Here is a 22,340-nt window from a genome sequence, read left to right as displayed (position 1 = left end):
TATGGGTGACAGCGCCCCGCCTGGCACCCAGCGCCTATTGGGGGAAGTAATGGGGGAAAGAAAAGCCGCTGATCTATCAAAGATAAATCAAAATAGCGCTTTAGGAGAGGGTGATGGCGGAGACGAAGGGATTCGAACCCTCGAGACCCTTTCGGGCCTGCACCCTTAGCAGGGGTGTGCCTTCGACCACTCGGCCACGTCTCCGCCGACCCGTATATGTAAGCTGTCCGGGGGTGGCAAGAGGCGAATCCGCGTGAATTTGCATGGCCGTGTCATCGCCGGCCGTGCCGGTGTCCGGGGGCAACGCCGCTGCACACCGGCATCCGCGATCCGCGCCCCGTTTCGCCCCGTCCGCCCGACTGGCCGTGCGCGGCGAAGCTGCCTATAAGCGCGGGGCAAGAGGGAGCAGCACATGACACGAGCCAGCCAGCCGGGCGACCGCAAGAGCAGCGTCGAACTGATCGTCGGGCAGTTGCGCGCCGAGATCCTGTCGATGCGCCTGCTGCCGGGCACGCGCATCTCGGAACAGGACGTGGCGGACCGGTTCGGCGTCTCGCGGCAGCCCGTGCGCGACGCCTTCAACCGGCTGGAGGGCATGGACCTGATCGTCATCCGCCCCAAGCGCGCGACCGAGGTGAAGCGCTTCTCGCTGCGCTCGATCGAGAAGTCGCGCTTCATCCGGGCGGCGGTCGAATCGGCGGTGCTGCGTCAGGCGGCCCTGCATGCCGGCGATGCCGATGCCCGCAGGCTGGATGCCCATATCGCGATGCAGCGCCGCGCGCTGGCCGTTCGCGACCATGCCGGATTCGCGCGGCTCGATTATGAATTCCACGAGTTGCTCTGCGACATCGCAAGGCGGCCCTATGCCTTCGACGTCATCCGCGCCGAGAAGCAGAAGGTGGACCGGCTCTGCCTGCTCAGCCTGGAGAAGCAGGACCGGATGCAGCAGCTGATCGACGATCACCTGGCGATCGCGGATGCGATCAAGGCGCATGATGCCGGCGCCGCCGACCGGGCAGGCATGGTGCACCTGTCGCGCCTGGACGAGACGATCCGCACGATCCACGCGACCAGCGGCGCCTATTTCGCGCCCGACGAAGCTGACACGGCAGAAAATGAAACGGCGTTTTAGAATTTTCTTGTATTCCAGTTTGTCTACCAGCATCCTGCCCTGACCGATCGCGACAAGGCGCCGGAGGAGGGCGTCGCGGCGATCCAAAGGGGAGGTTGAAGATGACTGTCAGAGCTTTTGCTGTCTCGGCTGCGGCGCTTGGTGTCGCGTTGGCCGCCGGTCCCGCGCTTGCGCTGGAACTGCGTGGCTGGAACATCCATGTCGAGGAATATCCCGTCTCCATCGCGATGGAATCCTTCATCGAGGAGGTGGCCGAGAAGACCGGCGGCGAGATCACCGGCAAGGTGTTCCACAACGGCGTGCTGGGCGATCAGCCCGACGCGATCGAGCAGGTGCGCCTGGGCGCGATCGACTTCGGCGAATTCAGCCTCGGGCCGATGGGCCAGGCGGTGCCGGAAACCAACGTCGTGTCGCTGCCCTTCATCTTCCCGAGCGTGCCGAAGATGTACGAGCTGATGGACGGCGAGGTCGGCGAGGCCATCGGCGAGGGGATGAAGGCCAAGGGGATCGTGCCGCTTGGCTGGTACACCGCCGGTGCGCGGTCCTTCTATACCGCCGACAAGGCGATCGCGACCCCCGAGGATGTGCAGGGCCTGAAGATCCGTGTCATGAGCAACGACCTGTTCGTGGACATGGTCGAATCCATGGGCGGCAACGCGACGCCGATGGCTTTCGGCGAGGTCTACCAGTCCATCAAGACCGGCGTCGTGGACGGGGCCGAGAACAACCCGCCCAGCTACGAGTCGACGGCGCATCACGAGGTCGCGAAGAACCTGTCGCTGACCGAGCACCTGATCATTCCCGAATGCCTGTGCATGAGCCTGAAGACCTGGGAGAAGCTGACCCCCGAGCAGCAGGACATCGTGATGGAGGCCGGTCGCGCCAGCGCCCAGATGCAGCGAGAGCTGTGGGACGAGCGCGAGATGGCCAGCCTGGAAACCGTCCGCGCGGCGGGCGGCCAGATCACCGAGGTCGCCGACAAGGCCCCGTTCCAGGAGGCGATGACCCCGGTCTACGAGGGGTTCCTGCAGGACAATCCCGAACTGACCGAACTGGTCGACATGATCCGCAACGCCGAATGACGACATCCGGCGCGGGGCAGTCCCGCGCCGGTCCCTTATCGGACGGTCCCCCATGAACCATGAAACGACGAATCCCGTCGGGATCGAGCGCGCGCTGGTCCAGGTGCGCAGGCTGTGCATCCTGGTCGCGGCCCTGGCCCTCGTGACGCTGATCCTGACCTTCGGCTGGCTCGTCTTCGGACGCTATGTGCTGAACGCGACCCCCACCTGGGTCGAGCAGCTGGCCCTGCTGCTGATCTGCTATGTCGCCTTCCTGGGCGCGGCGGCGGGCGTGCAGGAGGACAGCCATATCGGCGTGACCCTGTTCCGCGACATCCTGCCCATGCCCGCCCGCAAGGGGCTGATCATCGCGGTGGACCTGTCGCTTGCGATCTTCGGCATCGTGATGCTGATCGCGGGCATCACGCTGATGCGCTTCGGCTGGGACACCCGGCTGCCGATGCTGGACATCCCCGAAAGCTTCCGGACCCTGGCGATCACGTCGCTCGGGGGGCTGATGGCGCTGTTCGCGGGGCTGCGCGCGATCCTGCGGATCCTGCGGTTCCGCAGCTGGTCGCCCGACGATTTCATCAAGGAATACTGAACGTGGGTCTTCTCATCCTTCTGGGCGCCTTTGCCTTCGGCGTCGTCGCGGGGGTGCCGGTCGCCTTCGCCATGGGCATCGCCGCCGCAGCAGCCTTCTGGTACGAGGGCTTCCCCATGCTGATCACCTTCCAGCGGGCGACGGCGGGCATCTCGGTCTTCTCGCTGCTGGCGATCCCCTTCTTCGTCTTCGCGGGCGAGATCATGCTGCATGGCGGCATCGCAAGGCGGCTGGTCAAGCTGGCATCCGCGCTGGTCGGCCATCTCAAGGGCGGGCTGGCGATGGTCAACATCTTCTCGTCCATGCTGTTCGGGGGCATCTCGGGTTCGGCGGTGGCCGACATCTCGGCGCTGGGGTCGCTGCTGGTGCCGGTCATGAAAGAGCGCGGCTATCGCACCGATTTCGCGGTGAACGTGACGGTGACCTCGTCGATCGCGGGGATCGTGATCCCGCCCAGCCATAACATGATCATCTTCGCGGTGGCGGCGGGCGGCGGCATATCCGTGTCCAAGCTGTTCCTTGCGGGTGTCATCCCCGGCATCCTGATGTGCCTGTCGCTGGCGGTCGCAGCCTGGATCCTGTCCGTGCGCCACAACTATCCGGCCGAGCCGTTCCCCGGCTGGGGCGTCGTGGGGCGCGCCGCGCTGGACGCGGTGCCGGGCCTGATGACGGCGGTCATCATCGTCGGCGGCACGCTGTCTGGGGTGTTCACGGTCACGGAATCGGGTGCCTTCGGCGCGATCTATGCGGTGATCCTGACGGCGCTCTACTATCGCAGCCTGAACTGGCAGGGCTTCTGGATCTCGGTCACGGGGGCGGTCCGGACGACCGCGATGGTGATGGTGCTGATCGCCTTCGCGGGCAGCTTCGCCTATCTTCTGGCGCTGTACCAGGTTCCCGAACTGCTGAGCGGGCTGCTGCTGTCGATTTCCGAGAACCCGCTGATCGTGCTGCTGATGATCAACGTCATCCTGCTAATGCTGGGCATGATCATGGACATGGCCGCGCTGATCCTGATCTGCACGCCGATCTTCCTGCCCATCGCCAAGGATCTGGGGATGGATCCGGTCCAGTTCGGGATCATGCTGCTGATCAACCTGGGGATCGGCCTGTGCACCCCGCCGGTCGGGACCTGCCTGTTCGTGGGCTGCGCGGTCGGGCGGATCAAGTTGGAACAGGCGATGCGCTCGATCTGGCCCTTCTACCTGGCGATCTTCGTGGCGCTGATCCTGGTCACCTATGTCCCGGCGGTGTCGCTGTGGCTGCCCTCGGTGATGGGGGACTGACCGCGACCTCTGGCGCGTCCGGCGCGTCACGCCTAGGCTGCCCCCCGATACGGATCGCCATATCGGGGGGAGGCCCATGGACATCACGCCCGTCGTCGAACGCTGCGCCGCGATGCTGACGCGGCCGGGGCGGCACTTCGTCGCCATCGCCGGTGCGCCCGGTTCGGGCAAGAGCACGGCCTCGGACGCGATTGCCGCGGCCATCGGGGCCCGCCATCCCGGCGCGGTCGCGATCCTGCCGATGGACGGCTTCCACTATGACGACGCCATCCTGAATGCGCGGGGCAGGCGGCCCTGGAAGGGCGCGCCCGACACCTTCGACGTGGGCGGGCTGATCGCCACGCTGGACAGGCTGCGCGGCGACCAAGGCGATGTGGCCGTGCCCGTCTTCGACCGCGACCTCGAACTGTCGCGCGGATCGGCGCGCATCATCGGGCCGCAGGCGCGGCTGATCCTGGTCGAGGGGAACTATCTTCTGCTGGACCGCGCCCCGTGGGACGGGCTGCGCGACGCCTTCGACCTGACCGTCATGCTGGACGTCCCCGAGGCCGAACTGGCCCGCAGGCTGAAGGCCCGCTGGCAGGGGCAGGGGCTGGACGACTCCGAGATCACGCGCAAGGTCGAGGCGAACGACCTGCCGAACGGGCGCGACATGCGCGCCCACAGCCGCACCGCCGACATGATCCTGACATGAGGGGCACGCCCCCCGGATCGCCGCGATGACAACCCGATTCCCGACACGCCACAGCGAGGACGCATGACCGAAACCCCCTTCAACCCCCGCGATTTCCTGACCGGCCTGTTCCATCGCGCGGTCGAGGTGGCCGACCCGATGGCGGTGCTGGCCGATCACCTGCCCGAACGCCCCGCAGGGCGGCTGGTCGTGATCGGCGCGGGCAAGGCCAGCGCCCGCATGGCCGAGGCGGTCGAGGCCCATTACGGCCCCTGCGAGGGGCTGGTCATCACGCGCTACGGCTATGCCCGCCCCTGCAAGGGCATCGAGATCGTCGAGGCCGCGCATCCCGTGCCCGACGCGGCGGGCGAGGCCGCGACCGCGCGGCTTCTGGACCTGGTCTCGGGCCTTGGCCCCGACGACCAGGTGATCGCGCTGATCTCGGGCGGGGGGTCGTCGCTGCTGGTGGCCCCGGCCGAGGGCGTCAGCCTGGACGACAAGATGGCCGTCAATCGCGCGCTTCTGGCATCGGGGGCGCCCATCGGCCAGATGAACGTGGTCCGCAAGCATCTGAGCCGCGTGAAGGGCGGGCAGCTGGCCGCGGCCTGCGCACCTGCGGCGCTTCTCAGCCTGCTGATCTCGGACGTGCCGGGCGACGATCCGGGCCAGATCGCCTCCGGCCCCACCGTGGGCGAGACCGGCACCGCCGCCGATGCGCGTGCTATCGTGGCGCGTTTCGGTCTGGACCTGCCGCAATCGGTGCGCGACGCCTTGGACCGCCCGACCGGCGTGGTGGCCCCCGACGATCCGCGCCTTGCCCGCGCCGAGACCCGGATCGTGGCCGCGCCATCTGCCTCGTTGGAGGCGGCGGCAGGGATCGCGCGCGCGGCGGGGATCGAGGTCCGCATCCTGGGCGACGCGATCGAGGGCGAGGCCCGCGACCTTGCCGTCGAACATGCCCGCATGGCGAAATCGCTGCGGGGCGAGGGGCCCGTGCTGCTGCTCTCGGGCGGGGAATGCACCGTCACGCGGCGCGGCGACGGGGTGGGCGGTCCGAACGCGGAATACGTTCTGGCCGCCGCGCTGGAACTGGACGGGACCGAGGGGATCCACGTGCTGGCCTGCGACACAGACGGCGTCGATGGCGCCGCCGAGGTGGCGGGCGCCTGCATCGGCCCCGACCTGCCGCAGCTTGCGCGCATGGCGGGCCTCGACATGCGCGCGGCATTGGATCGCAACGACGCCCACAGCTTCTTCGCGGCGGTGGATCGGCAGGTCGTGACCGGACCCACGCTGACGAACGTCAACGATTTCAGGGCGATCCTGATCCTGCCGCGCGACTAGCCGCGCCCCTGGCCGCGCGAGGCGCTCAGCCCTCCGCCCTTCAGCCGGCGCAGCGACAGGTCCAGCTTGGCCTCGGCCTCGCGGATCTCTCGCAGGGCCTGGCGCAGGTATCGAAGATGGGCCTGCGCCGCCTTGCGGGCGGCGTCGGCATCGCCTGCGACGATGGCCGTCGCGATGGCCACGTGCTGGTCGCGCAGGATGTCGCGGACCTGCGGAATGGTGAACAGCCGCTGACGGTTCTGCAGCACGTCCGAGCGCAGGCTGCCTGACAGCGCGCGCATGATCTGCAGCAGCACGAGGTTGTGGCTGGCCTCGTAGACGGCGACATGCATGTCGGCATCGGCCTCGGATTCCGCGGCGGGGTCGCCATCGTCATGGGCGCGGTGGATCGCGTCGATGCAGTCGCGCAGGCGCTGGCGGTCGATATCGGTCGCGCGGATGGCCGACATGGCGGCGGCCTCGCTTTCGACCACCTCGCGGAATTCGAGATAGTCGTCCGCGACCTCGCCCCGGTCCAGCATCGCGATCAGCGGGTCGCGGATCGAGGCGCCCAGCTGCGCCACCTCGACCCCGCGCGGGCGGCGGGTCAGCAGGCCCCGATCCTCGAGCGTCTTCAGCGCATCGCGCAGCGTGGGGCGCGACACGCCCAGCCTTTCGGCCAGGTCGCGTTCCGGGGCCAGCTGTTCGCCGGGCGTCAGCGTGCCTTCCAGGATCAGCCGCTCGATATGCTGCGCGGCCGTGTCGGCGGCCCTGGGCGGGCGGGCGGGGGTGCTGTCGTCCATCGGAATGCTCATGGCTCTGGGTCATCCGATGCATAGCTTACCCACCGTCACGGGCGCAACGCGTCATGGCTGCGCGCTTGACATGCACGGTAAACAGATTTTACCAAACCTTCATTCCGGTCTGGGAGGGCCGGATCCATGGCGGGCGGGTCGCGGGATGTGGCGGCCCCCGCCTTTCAGGAAGGGGGGAGATCCTGATGTCCGATGGAATACTGGCGCTTCTGGCGTTCCTGCCGATCATCACGGCAGGGGTGCTTCTGATCGGGTTCCGCGTGCCCGCGAAATACGTGATGCCGCTGACCTATGCGATTGCCGTGATCGTCGCGATCTCGGCATGGGGGGTCAGCACGAACCGCATCGTCGCCTCGACGCTGCAGGGCCTGCTGCAAAGCGCGGGGCTGCTGTGGATCATCTTCGGCGCGCTGCTGCTGCTGAACACGCTGAAGCATTCGGGCGCGATCGCGACGATCCGGTCGGGCTTTACCGCGATCAGCCCGGACCGGCGCGTGCAGGTGATCCTGATCGCCTGGCTGTTCGGATCCTTCATCGAGGGGGCGTCGGGCTTCGGCACGCCCGCCGCGGTCGCGGCGCCGCTGATGGTCGCCGTGGGCTTTCCGGCGATGGCGGCGGTGGTCTTCGGGATGATGATCCAGTCGACGCCGGTATCCTTCGGCGCCGTCGGCACACCGCTGATCGTGGGCGTCCAGACGGGTCTGGACCAGGCGACCATCACGGGCGACCTGACCGCCGTCGGATCGGACTGGGCGTCGTTCTTCCACATCATCACGTCCGAGGTGGCGATCCTGCACGCGATCTGCGGCACGCTGCTGCCGCTGTTCCTGGTGGCGGTGATGACGCGCTTCTTCGGGCGCAACCGGTCCTGGTCCGAGGGCCTAGCGATCGCGCCCTTCGCCATCATGGCGGCCTTCGCGATGACCGTGCCCTATGTCCTGGCGGCGGTGTTCCTGGGGGCCGAGTTCCCGTCCCTGATCGGGGGCCTCGTGGGGCTTGCGATCATGACGGTGGCGGCCAAGCGCGGGTTCCTGGTGCCGAACGTGCCCTGGGACTTTCCGCCGGTATCGGAATGGTCGCGCGAATGGTTCGGCGCGGTCGAGGTCAAGCTCGACAGCCTTGCGCGGCGGCAGATCCCGCTGGCGCTGGCCTGGGCGCCCTATGTGATCCTGGCGGTGGTGCTGGTCCTCAGCCGGACGGTGGCGCCCTTCGGCGACCTGCTGAAATCGGCCAACATCGTCTTCCGGGGCATGCTGGGCGAGGAAGGCATCAACGGCGATTTCTCGGCGCTCTATTCGCCGGGCGGGATCCTGGTGATGGTCTGCCTGCTGACGGTCGCGCTGCACCGCATGTCCTTCCGCGGCTTCCGCGAGGCCGTGGGCGAAAGCACCGGCACGCTTCTGGGCGCGGGCTTCGTGCTGATCTTCACCGTGCCGATGGTGCGGGTGATGATCAATTCGGGCGTGAACGCGAACGACCTGCAAAGCATGCCGGTCGTGGTGGCGGAATGGGTCTCGGCGCAGGTGGGGGCGGTCTATCCGTTCTTCGCACCGGCGGTGGGCGGCCTCGGCGCGTTCCTTGCCGGGTCGAACACGGTCAGCAACCTGATGCTGAGCCAGTTCCAGTTCTCGGTCGCGGACGGGCTCGGGCTCAGCTCGGCGCTGATGGTCGCGGGCCAGTCGGTCGGCGCGGCTGCAGGCAACATGATCGCCATCCACAACGTCGTCGCCGCATCGGCCACCGTGGGCCTTCTGGGCCGCGAGGGCGCGACGCTGCGCATCACCATCCTGCCGACGATCTACTACCTGTCGCTGACGGGGCTGATGCTGTGCATCGGCTTCTACGTGCTGGGTATCGGCGATCCGCTGATGGGCGGCTAGGATAACGGGGCGGGGCGCCGCGGTGCCCCGTCCGCAACCAAGCAAGGGAGAGGTCGGATGTCCTCGATTTCGATGCCCCAGCCGGACGCGGCGATCATCGCGAAGAAGGACCGCATCGTCGCGGACCTGGCGCGTGCGCTGCCCGCCGATACCGTCATCTCGGACCCCGAGGAGACGCTGGCCTATGAATGCGACGCGCTGACGGCCTATCGCTGTCCGCCGCTGGCCGTGGTCCTGCCGCGCACGACCGAGGAGCTGGCGACCGCCATGCGCATCTGCCACGACCACCGCGCGCCGGTCGTTCCGCGGGGCGCGGGCACGTCGCTGGCAGGGGGCGCGCTGCCCACCGCCGACAGTGTTGTCATCGGCACGATGCGCCTGAACGACGTGCTGGAGATCGACACCGCCAACCGCTTCATCCGCGTGCAGACCGGGGTCACGAACCTGTCCGTCAGCGCCGAGCTGGAGCCTGCGGGCTTCTTCTATGCCCCCGATCCCTCGTCCCAGCTGGCCTGCACCATCGCGGGCAATATCGGGATGAACTCGGGCGGGGCGCATTGCCTGAAATACGGCGTCACCACGAACAACCTGATGGGGGTGCGCATGGTCCTGGCCGATGGCCGGATCGTCGAACTGGGCGGCCCGCAGCCGGGGGCGCCGGGGCTGGACATGCTGGGCCTGATCTGCGGGTCCGAGGGCCAGCTGGCCATCGTGACCGAGGCGACCCTGCGCATCCTGCCGCGCCCCGAAGGCGCGCGCCCCATGCTGATCGGCTTTGCCAGCCCGGAGATCGCGGGCGAATGCGTGGCCCGCATCATCCGGTCGGGCGTGCTGCCCGTCGCCATCGAATACATGGACGAGGTCTGCCTGCGCGCGGTCGAGGATTTCGCCAAGGCCGGCTATCCCGACTGTCCCGCCGTGCTGATCGTCGAGGTCGAGGGCTCCGAGGACGAGATCGCCGACCAGATCGCCCGCATCCGCGCCATCGCGGATCAGCTGGACCCGATCGAGTTCCGTACCAGCCGCAATGCCGACGAATCCGCCGCCATCTGGAAGGGCCGCAAATCGGCCTTCGGGGCGATGGGACGGCTGGGCGACTATCTGTGCCTTGATGGAACGGTGCCGGTGTCGCAGCTGCCGCACACGCTCAAGCGCATCGGGGAACTGTCGGTCGAACACGGGTTGGAGGTCGCGAACGTGTTTCACGCGGGCGACGGCAACATGCACCCGTTGATCCTGTTCGACGCCAACACGCCGGGCGACCTGGAACGGGCCGAGGCCTTCGGCCGTGACATCCTTGCGCTGTGCGTCGAGGTGGGCGGTTGCCTGACCGGCGAACACGGCGTGGGCATCGAGAAGCGGGACCTGATGACGCGGCAATACGATCCGCAGGACATGGCCATCCAGATGGAGATCAAGGACGCCTTCGACCCCGGCTGGCTGCTGAACCCGGCCAAGGTCTTTCCGCTGGAGGTCAGCCAGCCCCATCGCGACCGCGCGGCGGCCCGCGCATGAGCACCGTGCTGACCCCCGCATCCGAGGCCGAGCTGTCCGAGATCCTGACCGGCCGCACCACCGCCCTGCGCATCAACGGGGGCGGCACCCGCCTGCGCCCCGACGGGCCGGGCGATACGCTGACGACGTCTGCCATCAGCGGCGTTGTGACCTATGAACCGGGCGAGCTGACCCTGATCGCCCGCGCGGGCACCCCGGTCCGGCAGATCGAGACCATGCTGGCCGCCGAAGGCCAGGCCCTCGCGTTCGAGCCGATGGACCATCGCCGCCTGACGGGCCTGTCGGGCGAGCCCACCATCGGCGGCATCGTCGCGGCCAACGTGTCCGGCCCGCGCCGCATCATGGCGGGGGCGTGCCGCGACCACCTGCTGGGCGTGCGCTTCGTGGACGGGCAGGGGCGCATCCTCAGGAATGGCGGGCGGGTGATGAAGAACGTCACCGGCATGGATCTGGGCAAGCTGCTTGCCGGATCGCACGGCACCCTGGGCATCCTGACCGAGGTCGCGCTGAAGGTCCTGCCCATGGCCGAAAGCAGCCGCACGCTGGTCATCCGCGGCATCGATGCGGCCCGCGCGGTGCAGGATTTCGCCACCGCGCTGTCCACCCCCTTCGAGGTCTCGGGCGCGGCCTTCCATGACGGCACCGCATGGCTGCGGGTCGAGGGGCTGACCGCGCAGGTCGCCTATCGCACCGACCGGCTGACCGCGCTGCTGGGCCGCGACCGGATCGACACGATCGAGGATGCGGACAGCCGCGCCCTGTGGCGCGACCTGCGCGACGCGGCCCACCTGACGGGCGACGATCCGGTCTGGCGCATCCTGTGCAAGCCCTCGGAGGGGCCTGCCATTGCCGAACGGCTGGGCGGGCAGTGCGCGCTCGACTGGGGCGGGGCGGCGGTCTGGTATTCGGGACCGAAGGATGCCTCGACCGTGCGTGCGGCGGGCGGGCTTGCCACGCTGGTCCGCGGGCAGGGCAGGGTCTTTCCCCCCGAACCGCCCGTCGTGGCCGAGCTTTCCCAACGGCTGCGGCGCACCTTCGATCCGGCGAACATCCTCAACCCCGGCCTGATGGGGGACTGACATGCAGACGAACTTCACGCCCGACCAGCTGGCCGACCCCGCCACCGCCCGCTCGAACGAGATCCTGCGGTCCTGCGTCCATTGCGGTTTCTGCACGGCGACCTGCCCGACCTACAAGGTGCTGGGCGACGAGTTGGACAGCCCGCGCGGCCGGATCTACCTGATCAAGGACATGCTGGAGAACGGGCGCGTCCCGGACGACAAGACGGTCAAGCACGTGGACCGCTGTCTCAGCTGTCTCAGCTGCATGACGACCTGCCCGTCGGGGGTCCATTACATGCACCTGGTCGATCACGCCCGCGAATATATCGAGCAGAACTATCGCCGCCCCTTGGGCGACCGTGCGCTGCGCTGGCTGCTGTCGAAGATCCTGCCCTATCCGGGGCGCTTCCGGCTGGCGCTGATGGGCGCCCGGTTGGCGCGGCCCTTCGCGCGCCTGATGCCCGACGCGCGGCTGCGGGCCATGCTGGACATGGCCCCGGCCCGCATTCCCGCGCCCAGCCCGAACGACCGCCCCCAAAGCTTCGCGGCCACCCCCGCGCGGACGCGGCGGGTGGCCCTGCTGACGGGATGCGCGCAGAGGGCGCTGAACACCGACATCAACGACGCGACGATCCGCCTGCTGCAGCGCCACGGCTGCGAGGTGGTGATCCCCAAGGGCATCGGCTGCTGCGGCGCGCTGACCCATCACATGGGCAAGACCGACCAGAGCCACGCGATGGCCGCCGCCAATATCCGCGCCATCGCCGCCGAGATGGACGCCGGGGGGCTGGACGCCGTCGTCATCAACACCTCGGGCTGCGGGACGACGGTCAAGGATTACGGCCACATGTTCCGCAACGATCCTCTGGCCGAGGATGCGGCCCGCGTCGCCGCCATCGCGCGCGACATCTCCGAGGTGATGGCCGATATCGGGTTGCAGGATGCGGGCCATGCCGCGGGCATGCGCGTCGCCTATCACGCGGCCTGTTCGCTGCAGCACGGCCAGCAGGTCAGGTCGGCACCCAAGGACCTTCTGCGCGCCGCGGGCTTCGAGGTGGTCGAACCGCGCAACGCCCATATCTGCTGCGGATCGGCGGGCACCTACAACCTGATGCAGCCCGAGATCTCGGCCCAGCTGAAATCGCGCAAGGTCGCGACATTGCAGCAGACCGCCCCCGAAGTTATCAGCGCGGGCAATATCGGCTGCATGATGCAGATCGCATCGGGCACGGGCATTCCCGTCGTCCACACGGTCGAGCTGCTGGACTGGGCGACGGGCGGACCGCGACCCGCCGCGCTGAGCGATACGAACACCCCAAGGAGAACCGCATGAAGACCATCACCCGCCTGGACCTGACCGACGCGCGCGCCCTGATCGCAGGTGCCGCGGCCCATGCCGACAGCATCGGCGTGCCCATGTGCATCGCCATCACCGACGAATCCGGCCAGCTGATCGCGTTCGAGCGGATGGAGGGCGGCAAGGTCACCTCGACCACCATCGCGATCGACAAGGCGTTCACCGCGGCGGCGGCCAAGAAGGCCACCCATGATTACGGCAGCGCCAGCCAGCCCGGCGCGCCCGCCTATGGCATCAACTCGTCGATCGGCGGGCGCCTGATGGTGGTCGGCGGCGGTCTGCCCGTCATGCATGACGGGCAGGTCGTGGGCGGCATCGGCGTGTCGTCGGGCACGCCCGCGCAGGACCAGGAGGTCGCGCAGGCGGGCATCGACGCATGGACCGCCGGCGCCTGAGCGTCAGAGCAGGAAGGTCTTCACGACCATCTGCTGCTGCCTGGTCCCGTCGGGGTCCAGGCCGGTCTTGATCCGCGTGAACTCCTCGGCCCAGTCCGAGCTGCGCACGCGGATCGGCGGTTCGGGGTCGGTCATCACGCGCATGACCACGGCCGCCACCTCGTCCGGGGTCTGGTAGATCCCTTCGCCCATCCGCGTCTGCGATCCGCTGACATATTTCTGCAGGATGGGCAGGTACTCGTCATCCAGCATGCCGCCGGTTTCCTCGATCTGGCGCAGGACGGTGTTGGCGAATTCGCTGCGGATGCCGCCCGGCTCGACCGCGGTGAAGTTGATGCCGAAGGATGGCGTGACATAGCTGGCCATCGCTTCGGTCAGCCCCTCGACCGCGAATTTCGCACCGCAATAGACCTCGTTGAAGGGCTGGCCCACCAGCCCCCCGACCGAGGTGATGTTGATGACATGGCCCGCGCGGGCCTTGCGCATATGCGGCATGACCGCCTTGATGCAGCGCGCGGTGCCCGTGTAGTTGATGTCGAGGATGCGCTGGATGTCGGCCTCGTCCGCCTGTTCCAGGCTGCGCGCGTATCCCATCCCGGCATTGTTGATCAGCACGTCGATGCGCCCGTGATCGCGCATGATGCGGTCGGTGACGGGGGTGATCGTGGCGCTGTCCTGCACGTCCAGCGGCAGCACGGTCAGCTCGACCCCGGCCTGGGCCGCGGCCTGATCCAGCGCGGCGCGGCGATCCGTGTTGCGCATGGTGGCATAGACGTGGTGGCCCGCCTTCGCGGCCTCGACCGCGATCGAGATGCCAAGCCCGGTCGAGGTGCCGGTGATCAGGATGGTCTTCTTCATGTCGTCTTCCCTTCTGTTCGGGTCCGGCCCCTGGTTCGGGCGGGAATCTCAGCGTGCGATGGACAGCCAGACGCGGTCGAAGACGCGCCCGACGGTTTCGGGATCGATGTCGCGCCCCGACAGCACAGCGCCGCGCGCAAGCTGCATGGCGGGCGCGGTCAGCAGCAGCGACAGGGTCGCGCTGTCCAGATCGGCCAGCGTGCCGTCCTGCACGCCCCGCTGCAGCAGCGCCGCGATATCGGCGCCGAAGCCTTCGGTGACGCGCTGCTGTTCGGGCGTCAGGATGCGTGCCGTGGCCCCCTGTTCCAGGAACAGGATGTCCTGCGGCCTTGCGCGGACGAAGGCGAACATCTCGTCCCACATGCGGCGGATCATGGCCGCGCTGTCGGGGATGTCGCGCGCCTGCATGATGCGGTCGTGGAACTCGGTCTTGGTCTGCATGTAGACCTGCCGCAGCATGTCGTCCTTGTTCCGGAAATGGACATAGATGGTCCCGGCGGACACGCCGGCACGCGCGACCACGCCCGCCACGTTCACCTGCGACAGGCCCTTTTCCACCGCCTCGGCGATGACGGCATGGTTCAGCCTTGTGCGGGTCTCGTCACGGGTGGTCCTGGGCATGGCGCATCCTTTCCTTCGGTGCGGCTCATGTATGATAATGAATTTTCATTATCAATACCGGATGCGCGAATTTCACCCCAACCGAACCGAAACGCACGGTTGGGCGGGTGTTTCCGGCGGCCTGGCTAGACAGGGGATGTGCCCGACGAATCGGGTTCGACAACAAGAAGGTCAATACGATGTCGAAAAAGAGCTTTGCCGTGTTCGCGATCATGCTTCTGGGTGCCGCAGGGGCAGCCCAGGCCGAGGGTTCGAAGCGCGGCGACCGCGCGCCCGATCCCGCGCAGGTCATGCAGCAGCTGGACGCCAATGGCGATCATCGCATCAGCAAGCGCGAATTCGAACAGGGCGGCAAGCAGCGCGCCGAACGTGGTGAACGTGGCGAACATGCCGAGCGCGGCCAGCGCGACGGGCGCGGCGACCGCCCCTCGCCCGAGGAACGCTTTGGCCGCATGGACGCGGACAAGGACGGTTTTCTGACGCCGCAGGAACTGGCGCAGCGTCCGCGCGGAAACTGACCCTGGGTCAACGACCCTGCGGACATGGGAAAGCCCGGCGCGCGGATGCGCGGCCGGGCTTTTCGCCGGTCGTCGGGACCGGAATCAGGCCTTCAGGGCCGCGTCGCGTGCGATCTTGTCGAAATCGGCGCGGCTCATGTTCAGGTCCAGCAGTTCGCGATCGCCAAGGCTGTTCAGCTCGTCCATGGTCGCGCGATAGACTGCGCTCTGGCGGCGCCAGGTGGCGAAACGTTCGAACAGGCGGCGGGGCAGGGGAAGGGCGATTGCCGGTGCGGTGGTCTGGTACATTGCCATGGTCATATCCTCGGGTCAGCGGGAAGGTTTATCGCTAACGTCTTTCGCAGGGTGATATATGCAGGCCGCCCTGCCGGACAACGCACAGAAGCGAATAGCACCTTTCGACTGCGTGCATGGGCGCAGCGTCATGCATGGCCTTCGGGACAAGGCGGGCTAGAGTGGCCGCGACGCTTGGACGAAGGGCCGCCATGACCGACAGCCAGTACACCCCGATCCCGCAGATGCAGGCCGACCTGGCCCGGCTTCGGGCCACCTTCGATGGCGGGCGCACCCGGCCTCTGGACTGGCGCCGCGCGCAGCTTCGGGCGATCCTGCGCCTGCTGAAGGAACGCGAGGGCGACATCATCGCCGCGATCCATGCCGACCTGCGCAAGGGGCGGCTGGAATCCTGGATGGCCGAGATCGCGCTGCTGCGAAAGGAGACGCAGCACGCCCTGCGCAACCTGCGCCGCTGGACCGCCCGCCAGCGCGTCCCGACGCCCATCTCGGTTCAGCCGGGGCGGTCCTGGTTGCAGCCCGAGCCGCTTGGGGTGGTGCTGTGCATCGCGTCCTGGAACTTTCCCTGGCAGCAATCGCTGCAGCCGATGGTGGGCGCGCTTGCGGCGGGGAACTGCGTGATGGTCAAGCCGTCCGAGCTGTCCTCGAACTGCGCCGCGGCCATTGCCCGGCTGCTGCCGGAATACCTGGACCCCGATGCCGTCGCGGTGGTGCAGGGCGGCCCCGAGGAAACGGGTGCGCTGCTGGAATGCCGCTTCGATCACATCCTCTATACCGGCGGGGGGACGGTGGGGCGGATCGTCATGCAGGCCGCCGCGCGGCACCTGACGCCCGTGACGCTGGAACTGGGCGGGAAATGCCCGGTCATCGTGAACGACGATGCCGATATCGCGCTGGCCGCGCGCCGCATCGTCTGGGCCAAGGCGCAGAATGCCGGCCAGATCTGCATCAACGCCGATTACGTCCTGGTCCGCGCGGGCTGCCGCGATGCGCTGGTCGATGCGTTGAAGGCCGAGTTCACGCGCGGCTACGGCGCTGATCCGCAGAAGTCCAAGGATTACGGGCGCATCGTGAACCATCGGCATTTCGACCGCCTGCACGCCCTTCTGTCCGAGGGGCGCATCGTCCATGGCGGCCGTCACGACCGCGAGGATCTGTACCTGGAACCGACCATCGTGCTTGACCCGCCCGAGGACGGCGCCCTGATGCGCGACGAGATCTTCGGCCCCCTGCTGCCCATCGTCGAGTGGCGGGACGAGGACGACCTTGCCCGCCTGCTGAACCGCCACGAGAAGCCGCTCGCGCTCTATGTCTTTTCCGAAGGTCGCGAATTCCAGGACCGGATGCTGGACCGCTTCTCGGCGGGGATGGTGGCGATCAACGACCTGATGATGTTCGCGGCGGTGCCGGAACTGCCTTTCGGGGGCGTGGGCGGCAGCGGCATGGGGGCCTATGGCGGGCACAGGGGGTTCCTGTGCTTCACCCATATGAAACCGGTCCTGCGGCGCGGGTCGCGCATGGATGTCGCGGCCCGCTATGCGCCCTATTCGCGCATCAAGGAGCGCCTCATGCGGCTTGCGCTGCGCTGATCCTGCGGATCTCTCGGCCCAGTTCGGCCAGAAGCGCGGGGCCGTCGCCCTGCCATCGCGCATCGGGCAGCGTCTCCAGCCGCTGAAGGGCCTGGCGCAAGGGTGCCTGACCCAGCACGGCCGCCGTGCCCGCCATCTTGTGCGCCTGCTGCCGGTCCTCCTCGGTCAGGGCGGGCGCATCGGCAAGGCGGTCCAGCATGCCGTCCATCTCGGATCGCAGGTCGGCCACGTGGCCGTCGAAGGCATCCCTGCCGAAGCGCGCGATGAAGTCCTGCGCCACGTCGCCCTCGGGTTCGGGCGCGGCGGTGGGCGACAGCTTCTCGGTCAGGCGGGCAAGGTTGATGGGCTTGATCAGGATGTCGTCGAAGACCGCAAGGATGCGCTCGCGATCCTCGCGACCGGCATGGGCGGTGATGGCGATGGCGCGCGCGGACGCAGGCTGGCTGTCCAGCGCGCGGATCCCCGCAAGGGTCTGCAGCCCGTCCTTCCCGGGCATGCTGATATCCAGCAGCAGCAGGTCGAATTCGCCCTTGGCTGCCAGCGCGATCCCCGCATCGCCGTTATCGGCGCTTTCATGGGTGCAGCCCAGTTCGTCCAGCATATGCTCCAGGATCATGCGGTTCACGGCATTGTCCTCGACGATGAGGACATGCCTCGGGGTCACCTTGCAGGCGGTCCGCGCCTGCGGATCCGCGTCCGTGGGGGCCGAGGCCGCGACGGGCAGGGGCAGGCGGATGGTGAACAGGCTGCCCTCGTCCTCGAGGCTGTCGACCTCGATCGTGCCGCCCATGGTCGTGACCAGCTTGCGCGTGATCGGAAGGCCCAGGCCCGTCCCCGGGTTCTCGCGGGCATAATCGGTGTCGATGGTGACGAATTCGTCGAAGATCCGTTCCAGCTGGTCGTCGGGGATCCCGAGGCCCGTATCGGCCACGCGGAATTCGACCGCATCGCCCATCCGCTCGACCTCGACCGAGATCTCGCCGTCGCGGGTGAACTTGATCGCGTTGCCGATCAGGTTCACCAGGCATTGCTGCAGGGCGCGCTTGTCGCCGCAGACGGGGCCCGCGGCGTTCTGCAGGAAGGCGGTCGTCACCTCGTTGCCGCGATCCTGCGCGGCGGGGCGCAGGCTGTCGGCGACGCTTTCGACCAGGGCGGACAGGTCGAAATCCTCGGTGCGGGACTGCGAGTGTTCGCTGTCCAGCCGCGACAGCTCCAGCACCTTGTTCACATGCGACAGCAGCAGTTCCCCCGAGACGCGGATCGCCCCCAGCAGGCGGTTCTGGCGATCCGTCAGGTTCGCGCGGTCCATCAGGTCCAGCGAGCCCAGGATGCCGTTCAGGGGCGTGCGCATCTCGTGGCTCATGACGGTCAGAAGCTTGGTCTTGGCCTCTTCGCCGGCGCGGGCGCTGTCGCGGGCGTCGCGCAGTTCCTGTTCGGCGGCCTGTTCGATGGTGATGTCGCGGGCAAAGGCCACGAAGACCTCCTGCCGGTCCGAGAATGCGGCCGCGACGGCGATCTCGGCGGGGAAGACCTCGCCCGACTTGCGCATCAGGTCCAGGCGGTGGCGGCCCTTGCCTACGACCTCGGTCTGGCCAGTCTCGCGGTAATGGGCAAGGCGGCGAAGATGTTCCTCGCGGCGCTCGGGGGGGATGGTCAGGTCCACGATCTCTCGGCCCAGGACCTCGTCGCGGGCAAAGCCGAAGATGCGTTCCGCGCCGCCGTTGAATTCCAGGATGCGCCCGCGCGTGTCGGTCACGAAGACCGCGTCCAGCGATGACGCGATGGCGGCCTCGAAGCGGTTGCGCATCGTCTCGTGCTCGGACGCAAGGGCGGTGGCCTTGCGCTGCAGGCGCCACAGGATCACGAGGAACGCGACCAGCAGCACGACCAGCGCCAGCGCGGTCAGCGCCAGCTGCTGCAGCGTGGACATGATGTCCATGCGCCGCTGGTCGGCCGATTGCGCGAAGACCGGGATGCCCGCCAGCGTCAGCTGACGCACGTCGGGGATCAGGGCCTCGGCCTCGTCCGCGATGCGGGGCAGGCTGTCGCGCAGCACCTCGTCGGTGCCGTCCATCGCCGGAACCGTCCGGTCGAGGAAGCCCCGCACATGCCCGAGCGCCTCCTGCACGGTCTCGGATTGGCGGAAGCGCCCGAAGCGGTCGCTGGTCGCCAGCGTGTTCACCCGGCTGTAGAAGATGTCGAACCGGCGGCGGGCCTCGCGCAGGCCATCCACCGATGCCCGCGCGCCCGGCGTGCTGACCTCCTTGACCGCCAGCAGCATGCGCAGCAGCTCGACCTCGGTCTGGGACAGGGTCCAGCGCACGTCGTCGATGGGGGCGGTGGACAGGCGGTCCAGCCCGCGCTGCACCTCGCGCGACAGCATGGCGGTCTGGGCAAGGCAGGCGACCAGCGCCGCGATCCACAGGGCGCGGGTCCAGTAGCGGCGGGCGAATCCGGGGGGGGTCTGCTTGGTCATGCGTCCTCTGCCAGTTCGGTGTGCAGGGGCTTCGCGGCCCGCCGGATGTCGGCGAAGGGGGAATTCGGTCACATCCGGCGAACCGTCTCCAATTCTGTCGAAACGCCCCGCGCGATCAACTGTGCATCGGATTACGCGGATATACCAAGGGTTATCATTAACCTTTGGGTTGTATGCCTGCCGGGCTTTCTATTGACAGCGGCATCGCATATGCCGAAGCTTTGACGCCAAGGATCCGCGCGATTGCGACGGATCGGCCATGATCGGGGGATCGACTTGAAATCGCGACGTATTTTCGCAGCCCGCCGGTCGGGTCATCCAGCAGTCGCAGCCTGCGGCAAGGTGGCGTGATGCGCATTCTTCTGGCCGACGACCATGAAATGGTCCGCGACACCATCGCGGCCTATCTTCGCTCCGAAGGCAATGCCGAGGTCGTCTGCGTCCCCGATTTCGTGGCCGCCGCCAAGACGATCGAGGCCGAGCGCCCCTTCGACCTGATCCTTCTGGATTTCACCATGCCCGGCATGAACGGCCTCGAGGGGCTGAAGCGCGCGATCCAGATCTCGCGCGATGCGCCGGTCGCGCTTCTCAGCGGGACGGCCCCCGCCCGCATCGCGCAAGAGGCCGTGGACTTGGGCGCGGCGGGCTTCATCCCGAAATCGCTTGGGGCCAAGTCGCTGGTGAACGCCGCCCGCTTCATGATCATGGGCGAGACCTTCGTGCCCGCATCCGTCCTGGGCGAGGGCGAGGAGGAGAACGAGACCGAGTTCGTCCGCCAGCTGAGCCAGCGAGAGCGCGAGGTGCTGCTGGGCCTGTGCCTTGGCAAGGCCAACAAGGAGATCGCGCGCGAGCTGGAGTTGCAGGAGGTCACGGTCAAGCTGCATGTCCGCACGCTCTGCCGCAAGATCGGCGCGAAGAACCGCACCCAGGCCGCCGTCATCGCCAAGGAGGCCGGCTTCGCCTGAGGCCCAGCCGCCCGCGTCCTAGTCGCGCGTGCGGCGCGCGGCCTCCTGGTCGCGCAGGGTGGGGCGGGCCCATGCGCCGTCCGCCCCCTCGTGATGGGCGCCGCGCCCGCGGTTCCGCATCTCCTCGGCCTGTTCGTCCATCAGTTCCCGCGCCCTGTCGCGATAGGGCGCGTTCTCGTGGTTGGGCACCTCGGGATCGTACAGGTCCGCCAGTTCCCTCATCGACCGGCGGTTCTGGTTGACGAAGGTGCGGGCCGTGCGCTCGGCCTCGAACGGGTGCATCCCAAGCGCCTCGAGGGTCGAGCGGCCCGCCCGGACCGCGCTGTCGAAGGTGTCGCGGATGATGTCGCGGCAGCCCGCGCCCCACAATTCGTAGACATGGCCCCGGTCCAGCGCACGCGCGACGACGTGGATATGGGGGTGGTGCTTGACCACGTGGCGCACCATTTCCGTCGCGCGGTGCCGGTCGTCGATGGCCACGACCAGCAGGCGCGCATCCTCGATCCCGGCGGCATGCAGCAGGTCGGGGCGCGTCGCGTCGCCATAGAAGGCGCGGACGCCGAAGGCGCGCAGCACCTCCAGCTGGTTCGAGGAATGGTCCAGCACCGTCGTCTCGTGGCCCGCGCTGAGAAGCATGCGGTTGACCACCCCGCCGAAGCGGCCGTGGCCCGCGATGATGATCCGCCCCTGCCTGTCGATGTCGTCCGCCGCGCGGGGTTCCGCCGCATGGTATCGCGGCAGCACGACCCGGTCATACAGGATGAACAGCCCCGGCGTCAGCATCATCGACAGCGTGACGATCAGCGTCAGCCGCGGCGCGATGTCGTCGGGCAGGATCGCCCCCGCGGTCGCGAAGCTGATCAGCACGAAGCCGAATTCCCCGGCCTGCGCCAGCGACATGCCGAACAGCCAGCCCTGTTCGTCGCGCACCCCGAACGCCCAGCCAAGCGCCAGCAGCACACCCGCCTTCAGCGCGATCACGCCCAGGGTCAGCCCCAGGATGGTCAGCGGCTCGGCCGCCAGAAGGCCGAAATCGATGCCCGCGCCGACGGTCATGAAGAACAGCCCCAGCAGCAGGCCGCGGAAGGGGTCGATATCGCTCTCCAGCTCGTGGCGGTATTCGCTGTTGGCCAGCACCACACCCGCCAGGAAGGTCCCGAGCGCGGGCGACAGGCCGACCAGCGACATCAGCAGCGCGATGCCGATGACAAAGGTCAGGGCGGCGGCGATGAACACCTCTCGCAGGTTGGCATGCGCGATGAAGCGGAAGGCGGGGCGCGTCAGGTACATGCCGCCCGCGACGACCAGCCCGATGGCCGCCAGCGTCGCAAGCCCGGTCTGCCAGCCGTTCAGCCCCTCGACCAGGGACATGCCGCCATGGGCGTCGCCCTCGTGGGTGACATGCTGCGTGGCCAGCAGCGGCAGCAGCGCCAGCATGGGGATGACCGCGATGTCCTGGAACAGCAGCACCGAGAAGCTGGCCTGCCCGCCATCGCTTTTCATCAGGCCCTTCTCGTTCAGGGTCTGCAGCACGATCGCGGTCGAGGACAGCGCGAAGATCAGCCCGATCGCGACCGCGACCTGCCATGCGGATCCAAGCGCGTATGCCGCAGCCGCGATCAGCGCAGCCGTCAGCCCGACCTGCAGCCCGCCCAGTCCCAGAAGCCGCGTCCGCATCGCCCAGAGCAGCTTCGGCTCCAGCTCCAGCCCCACGAGGAACAGCATCATGACGACGCCGAACTCCGCGAAATGCTGGACCTGGATCACGTCGACGCCCAGCACGGACAGCACGGGTCCAAGCGCGATCCCCGCCACTAGGTAGCCAAGCACCGATCCCAGCCCCAGCCGCGACGCGATGGGAACCGAGATCACCCCGGCGATCAGGAACAGGAAGGCGGGCAGCAGGAATTCCGTCAT

20 protein-coding genes and 1 tRNA gene are annotated in these 22,340 nt (G+C 68.1%); 14 read left to right on the top strand and 7 right to left on the bottom strand.

The genetic code is table 11. The features are described from left to right. Nucleotides 1-114: 114 nt before the first annotated feature. Nucleotides 115-204: transfer RNA gene (locus F804_RS0111255), tRNA-Ser, on the bottom strand. 208 nt (nt 205-412) lie between these two features. On the opposite strand from F804_RS0111255, the gene F804_RS0111250 reads away from it, so the two are divergent. From F804_RS0111250 to F804_RS0111225, 6 genes are all read left to right on the top strand, one after another. Further along, nucleotides 413-1,132, top strand: coding sequence for a GntR family transcriptional regulator (locus F804_RS0111250; protein WP_022707851.1), 720 nt, complete (start codon nt 413-415; stop codon nt 1,130-1,132). Between the two features lie 101 nt (nt 1,133-1,233). Then, the gene (locus F804_RS0111245) at nt 1,234-2,214 is read left to right on the top strand and encodes a TRAP transporter substrate-binding protein (protein ID WP_022707850.1); all 981 of its coding nucleotides are present in this window, start codon (nt 1,234-1,236) and stop codon (nt 2,212-2,214) included. Nucleotides 2,215-2,266: 52 nt separating this feature from the next. Beyond that, nucleotides 2,267-2,797, top strand: a complete 531-nt coding sequence (locus tag F804_RS16360) for a TRAP transporter small permease (RefSeq protein ID WP_022707849.1) — start codon at nt 2,267-2,269, stop codon at nt 2,795-2,797. A gap of 2 nt (nt 2,798-2,799) precedes the next feature. Next, a complete protein-coding gene (locus F804_RS0111235) occupies nt 2,800-4,083 on the top strand; it encodes a TRAP transporter large permease (protein WP_022707848.1) in 1,284 nt (427 codons plus the stop codon). Between the two features lie 76 nt (nt 4,084-4,159). Then, nucleotides 4,160-4,777: a nucleoside/nucleotide kinase family protein gene (locus F804_RS0111230; protein WP_022707847.1), complete on the top strand. Its 618-nt coding sequence runs from the start codon at nt 4,160-4,162 to the stop codon at nt 4,775-4,777. A gap of 63 nt (nt 4,778-4,840) precedes the next feature. Beyond that, entirely contained in the window at nt 4,841-6,100 is a 1,260-nt protein-coding gene (locus tag F804_RS0111225) for a glycerate kinase type-2 family protein (protein ID WP_022707846.1), read from the top strand. On the opposite strand, the gene F804_RS0111220 is transcribed toward F804_RS0111225, so the two are convergent. Then, a complete protein-coding gene (locus tag F804_RS0111220; protein WP_245540352.1) occupies nt 6,097-6,894 on the bottom strand; it encodes an FCD domain-containing protein in 798 nt (265 codons plus the stop codon). The genes F804_RS0111225 and F804_RS0111220 overlap by 4 nt on opposite strands. Nucleotides 6,895-7,079: 185 nt before the next feature. On the opposite strand from F804_RS0111220, the gene F804_RS0111215 reads away from it, so the two are divergent. The 5 genes from F804_RS0111215 to F804_RS0111195 are packed head-to-tail and all read left to right on the top strand — an operon-like array spanning nt 7,080 to nt 13,102. Further along, complete coding sequence (locus F804_RS0111215; RefSeq protein WP_022707844.1) at nt 7,080-8,774, top strand: L-lactate permease; 1,695 nt, start codon at nt 7,080-7,082, stop codon at nt 8,772-8,774. Nucleotides 8,775-8,831: 57 nt separating this feature from the next. Next, entirely contained in the window at nt 8,832-10,289 is a 1,458-nt protein-coding gene (locus F804_RS0111210) for an FAD-binding oxidoreductase (RefSeq protein ID WP_022707843.1), read from the top strand. After that, nucleotides 10,286-11,368, top strand: coding sequence for an FAD-binding protein (locus F804_RS0111205; RefSeq protein ID WP_028725895.1), 1,083 nt, complete (start codon nt 10,286-10,288; stop codon nt 11,366-11,368). Before F804_RS0111210 ends, F804_RS0111205 begins: the two co-directional genes overlap by 4 nt. A gap of 1 nt (nt 11,369) precedes the next feature. Then, nucleotides 11,370-12,683: a glycolate oxidase subunit GlcF gene (gene glcF / locus F804_RS0111200; RefSeq protein ID WP_022707841.1), complete on the top strand. Its 1,314-nt coding sequence runs from the start codon at nt 11,370-11,372 to the stop codon at nt 12,681-12,683. After that, a complete protein-coding gene (locus tag F804_RS0111195) occupies nt 12,680-13,102 on the top strand; it encodes a GlcG/HbpS family heme-binding protein (RefSeq protein WP_022707840.1) in 423 nt (140 codons plus the stop codon). Before glcF ends, F804_RS0111195 begins: the two co-directional genes overlap by 4 nt. Before the next feature lie 3 nt (nt 13,103-13,105). Here F804_RS0111195 and F804_RS0111190 read toward each other — a convergent pair whose 3' ends face one another. Both F804_RS0111190 and F804_RS0111185 read right to left on the bottom strand, forming a co-directional pair. Beyond that, nucleotides 13,106-13,960, bottom strand: coding sequence for an SDR family oxidoreductase (locus F804_RS0111190; RefSeq protein ID WP_022707839.1), 855 nt, complete (start codon nt 13,958-13,960; stop codon nt 13,106-13,108). 48 nt (nt 13,961-14,008) lie between these two features. Then, nucleotides 14,009-14,581 (bottom strand): TetR/AcrR family transcriptional regulator, encoded by a 573-nt coding sequence (locus F804_RS0111185; protein ID WP_022707838.1) that lies wholly within the window; start codon nt 14,579-14,581, stop codon nt 14,009-14,011. Between the two features lie 179 nt (nt 14,582-14,760). Between F804_RS0111185 and F804_RS0111180 the strand changes: the two genes are divergently transcribed. After that, the gene (locus tag F804_RS0111180; protein ID WP_022707837.1) at nt 14,761-15,099 is read left to right on the top strand and encodes an EF-hand domain-containing protein; all 339 of its coding nucleotides are present in this window, start codon (nt 14,761-14,763) and stop codon (nt 15,097-15,099) included. 84 nt (nt 15,100-15,183) lie between these two features. On the opposite strand, the gene F804_RS16355 is transcribed toward F804_RS0111180, so the two are convergent. Continuing rightward, nucleotides 15,184-15,393 (bottom strand): YjiS-like domain-containing protein, encoded by a 210-nt coding sequence (locus tag F804_RS16355; protein ID WP_169447691.1) that lies wholly within the window; start codon nt 15,391-15,393, stop codon nt 15,184-15,186. 191 nt (nt 15,394-15,584) lie between these two features. On the opposite strand from F804_RS16355, the gene F804_RS0111170 reads away from it, so the two are divergent. Further along, entirely contained in the window at nt 15,585-16,982 is a 1,398-nt protein-coding gene (locus F804_RS0111170) for an aldehyde dehydrogenase family protein (protein ID WP_022707835.1), read from the top strand. Here F804_RS0111170 and F804_RS16350 read toward each other — a convergent pair. Continuing rightward, nucleotides 16,960-19,458, bottom strand: a complete 2,499-nt coding sequence (locus tag F804_RS16350; RefSeq protein WP_022707834.1) for a hybrid sensor histidine kinase/response regulator — start codon at nt 19,456-19,458, stop codon at nt 16,960-16,962. The two genes, F804_RS0111170 and F804_RS16350, sit on opposite strands and share 23 nt — an antisense overlap. Before the next feature lie 350 nt (nt 19,459-19,808). Between F804_RS16350 and F804_RS0111160 the strand changes: the two genes are divergently transcribed. Beyond that, entirely contained in the window at nt 19,809-20,423 is a 615-nt protein-coding gene (locus F804_RS0111160) for a response regulator transcription factor (RefSeq protein WP_022707833.1), read from the top strand. Nucleotides 20,424-20,441: 18 nt separating this feature from the next. Here the strand turns inward: F804_RS0111160 and F804_RS0111155 are convergent, their stop codons facing one another. Next, complete coding sequence (locus tag F804_RS0111155; protein WP_022707832.1) at nt 20,442-22,340, bottom strand: monovalent cation:proton antiporter-2 (CPA2) family protein; 1,899 nt, start codon at nt 22,338-22,340, stop codon at nt 20,442-20,444.

Origin of the sequence: Paracoccus zeaxanthinifaciens ATCC 21588 (genome assembly GCF_000420145.1) — a bacterium.
Lineage (GTDB): Bacteria > Pseudomonadota > Alphaproteobacteria > Rhodobacterales > Rhodobacteraceae > Paracoccus > Paracoccus zeaxanthinifaciens.
The sequence above is the reverse complement of the archived record's forward strand: the minus strand, read 5'-3'. Positions and strand labels throughout refer to the sequence as shown.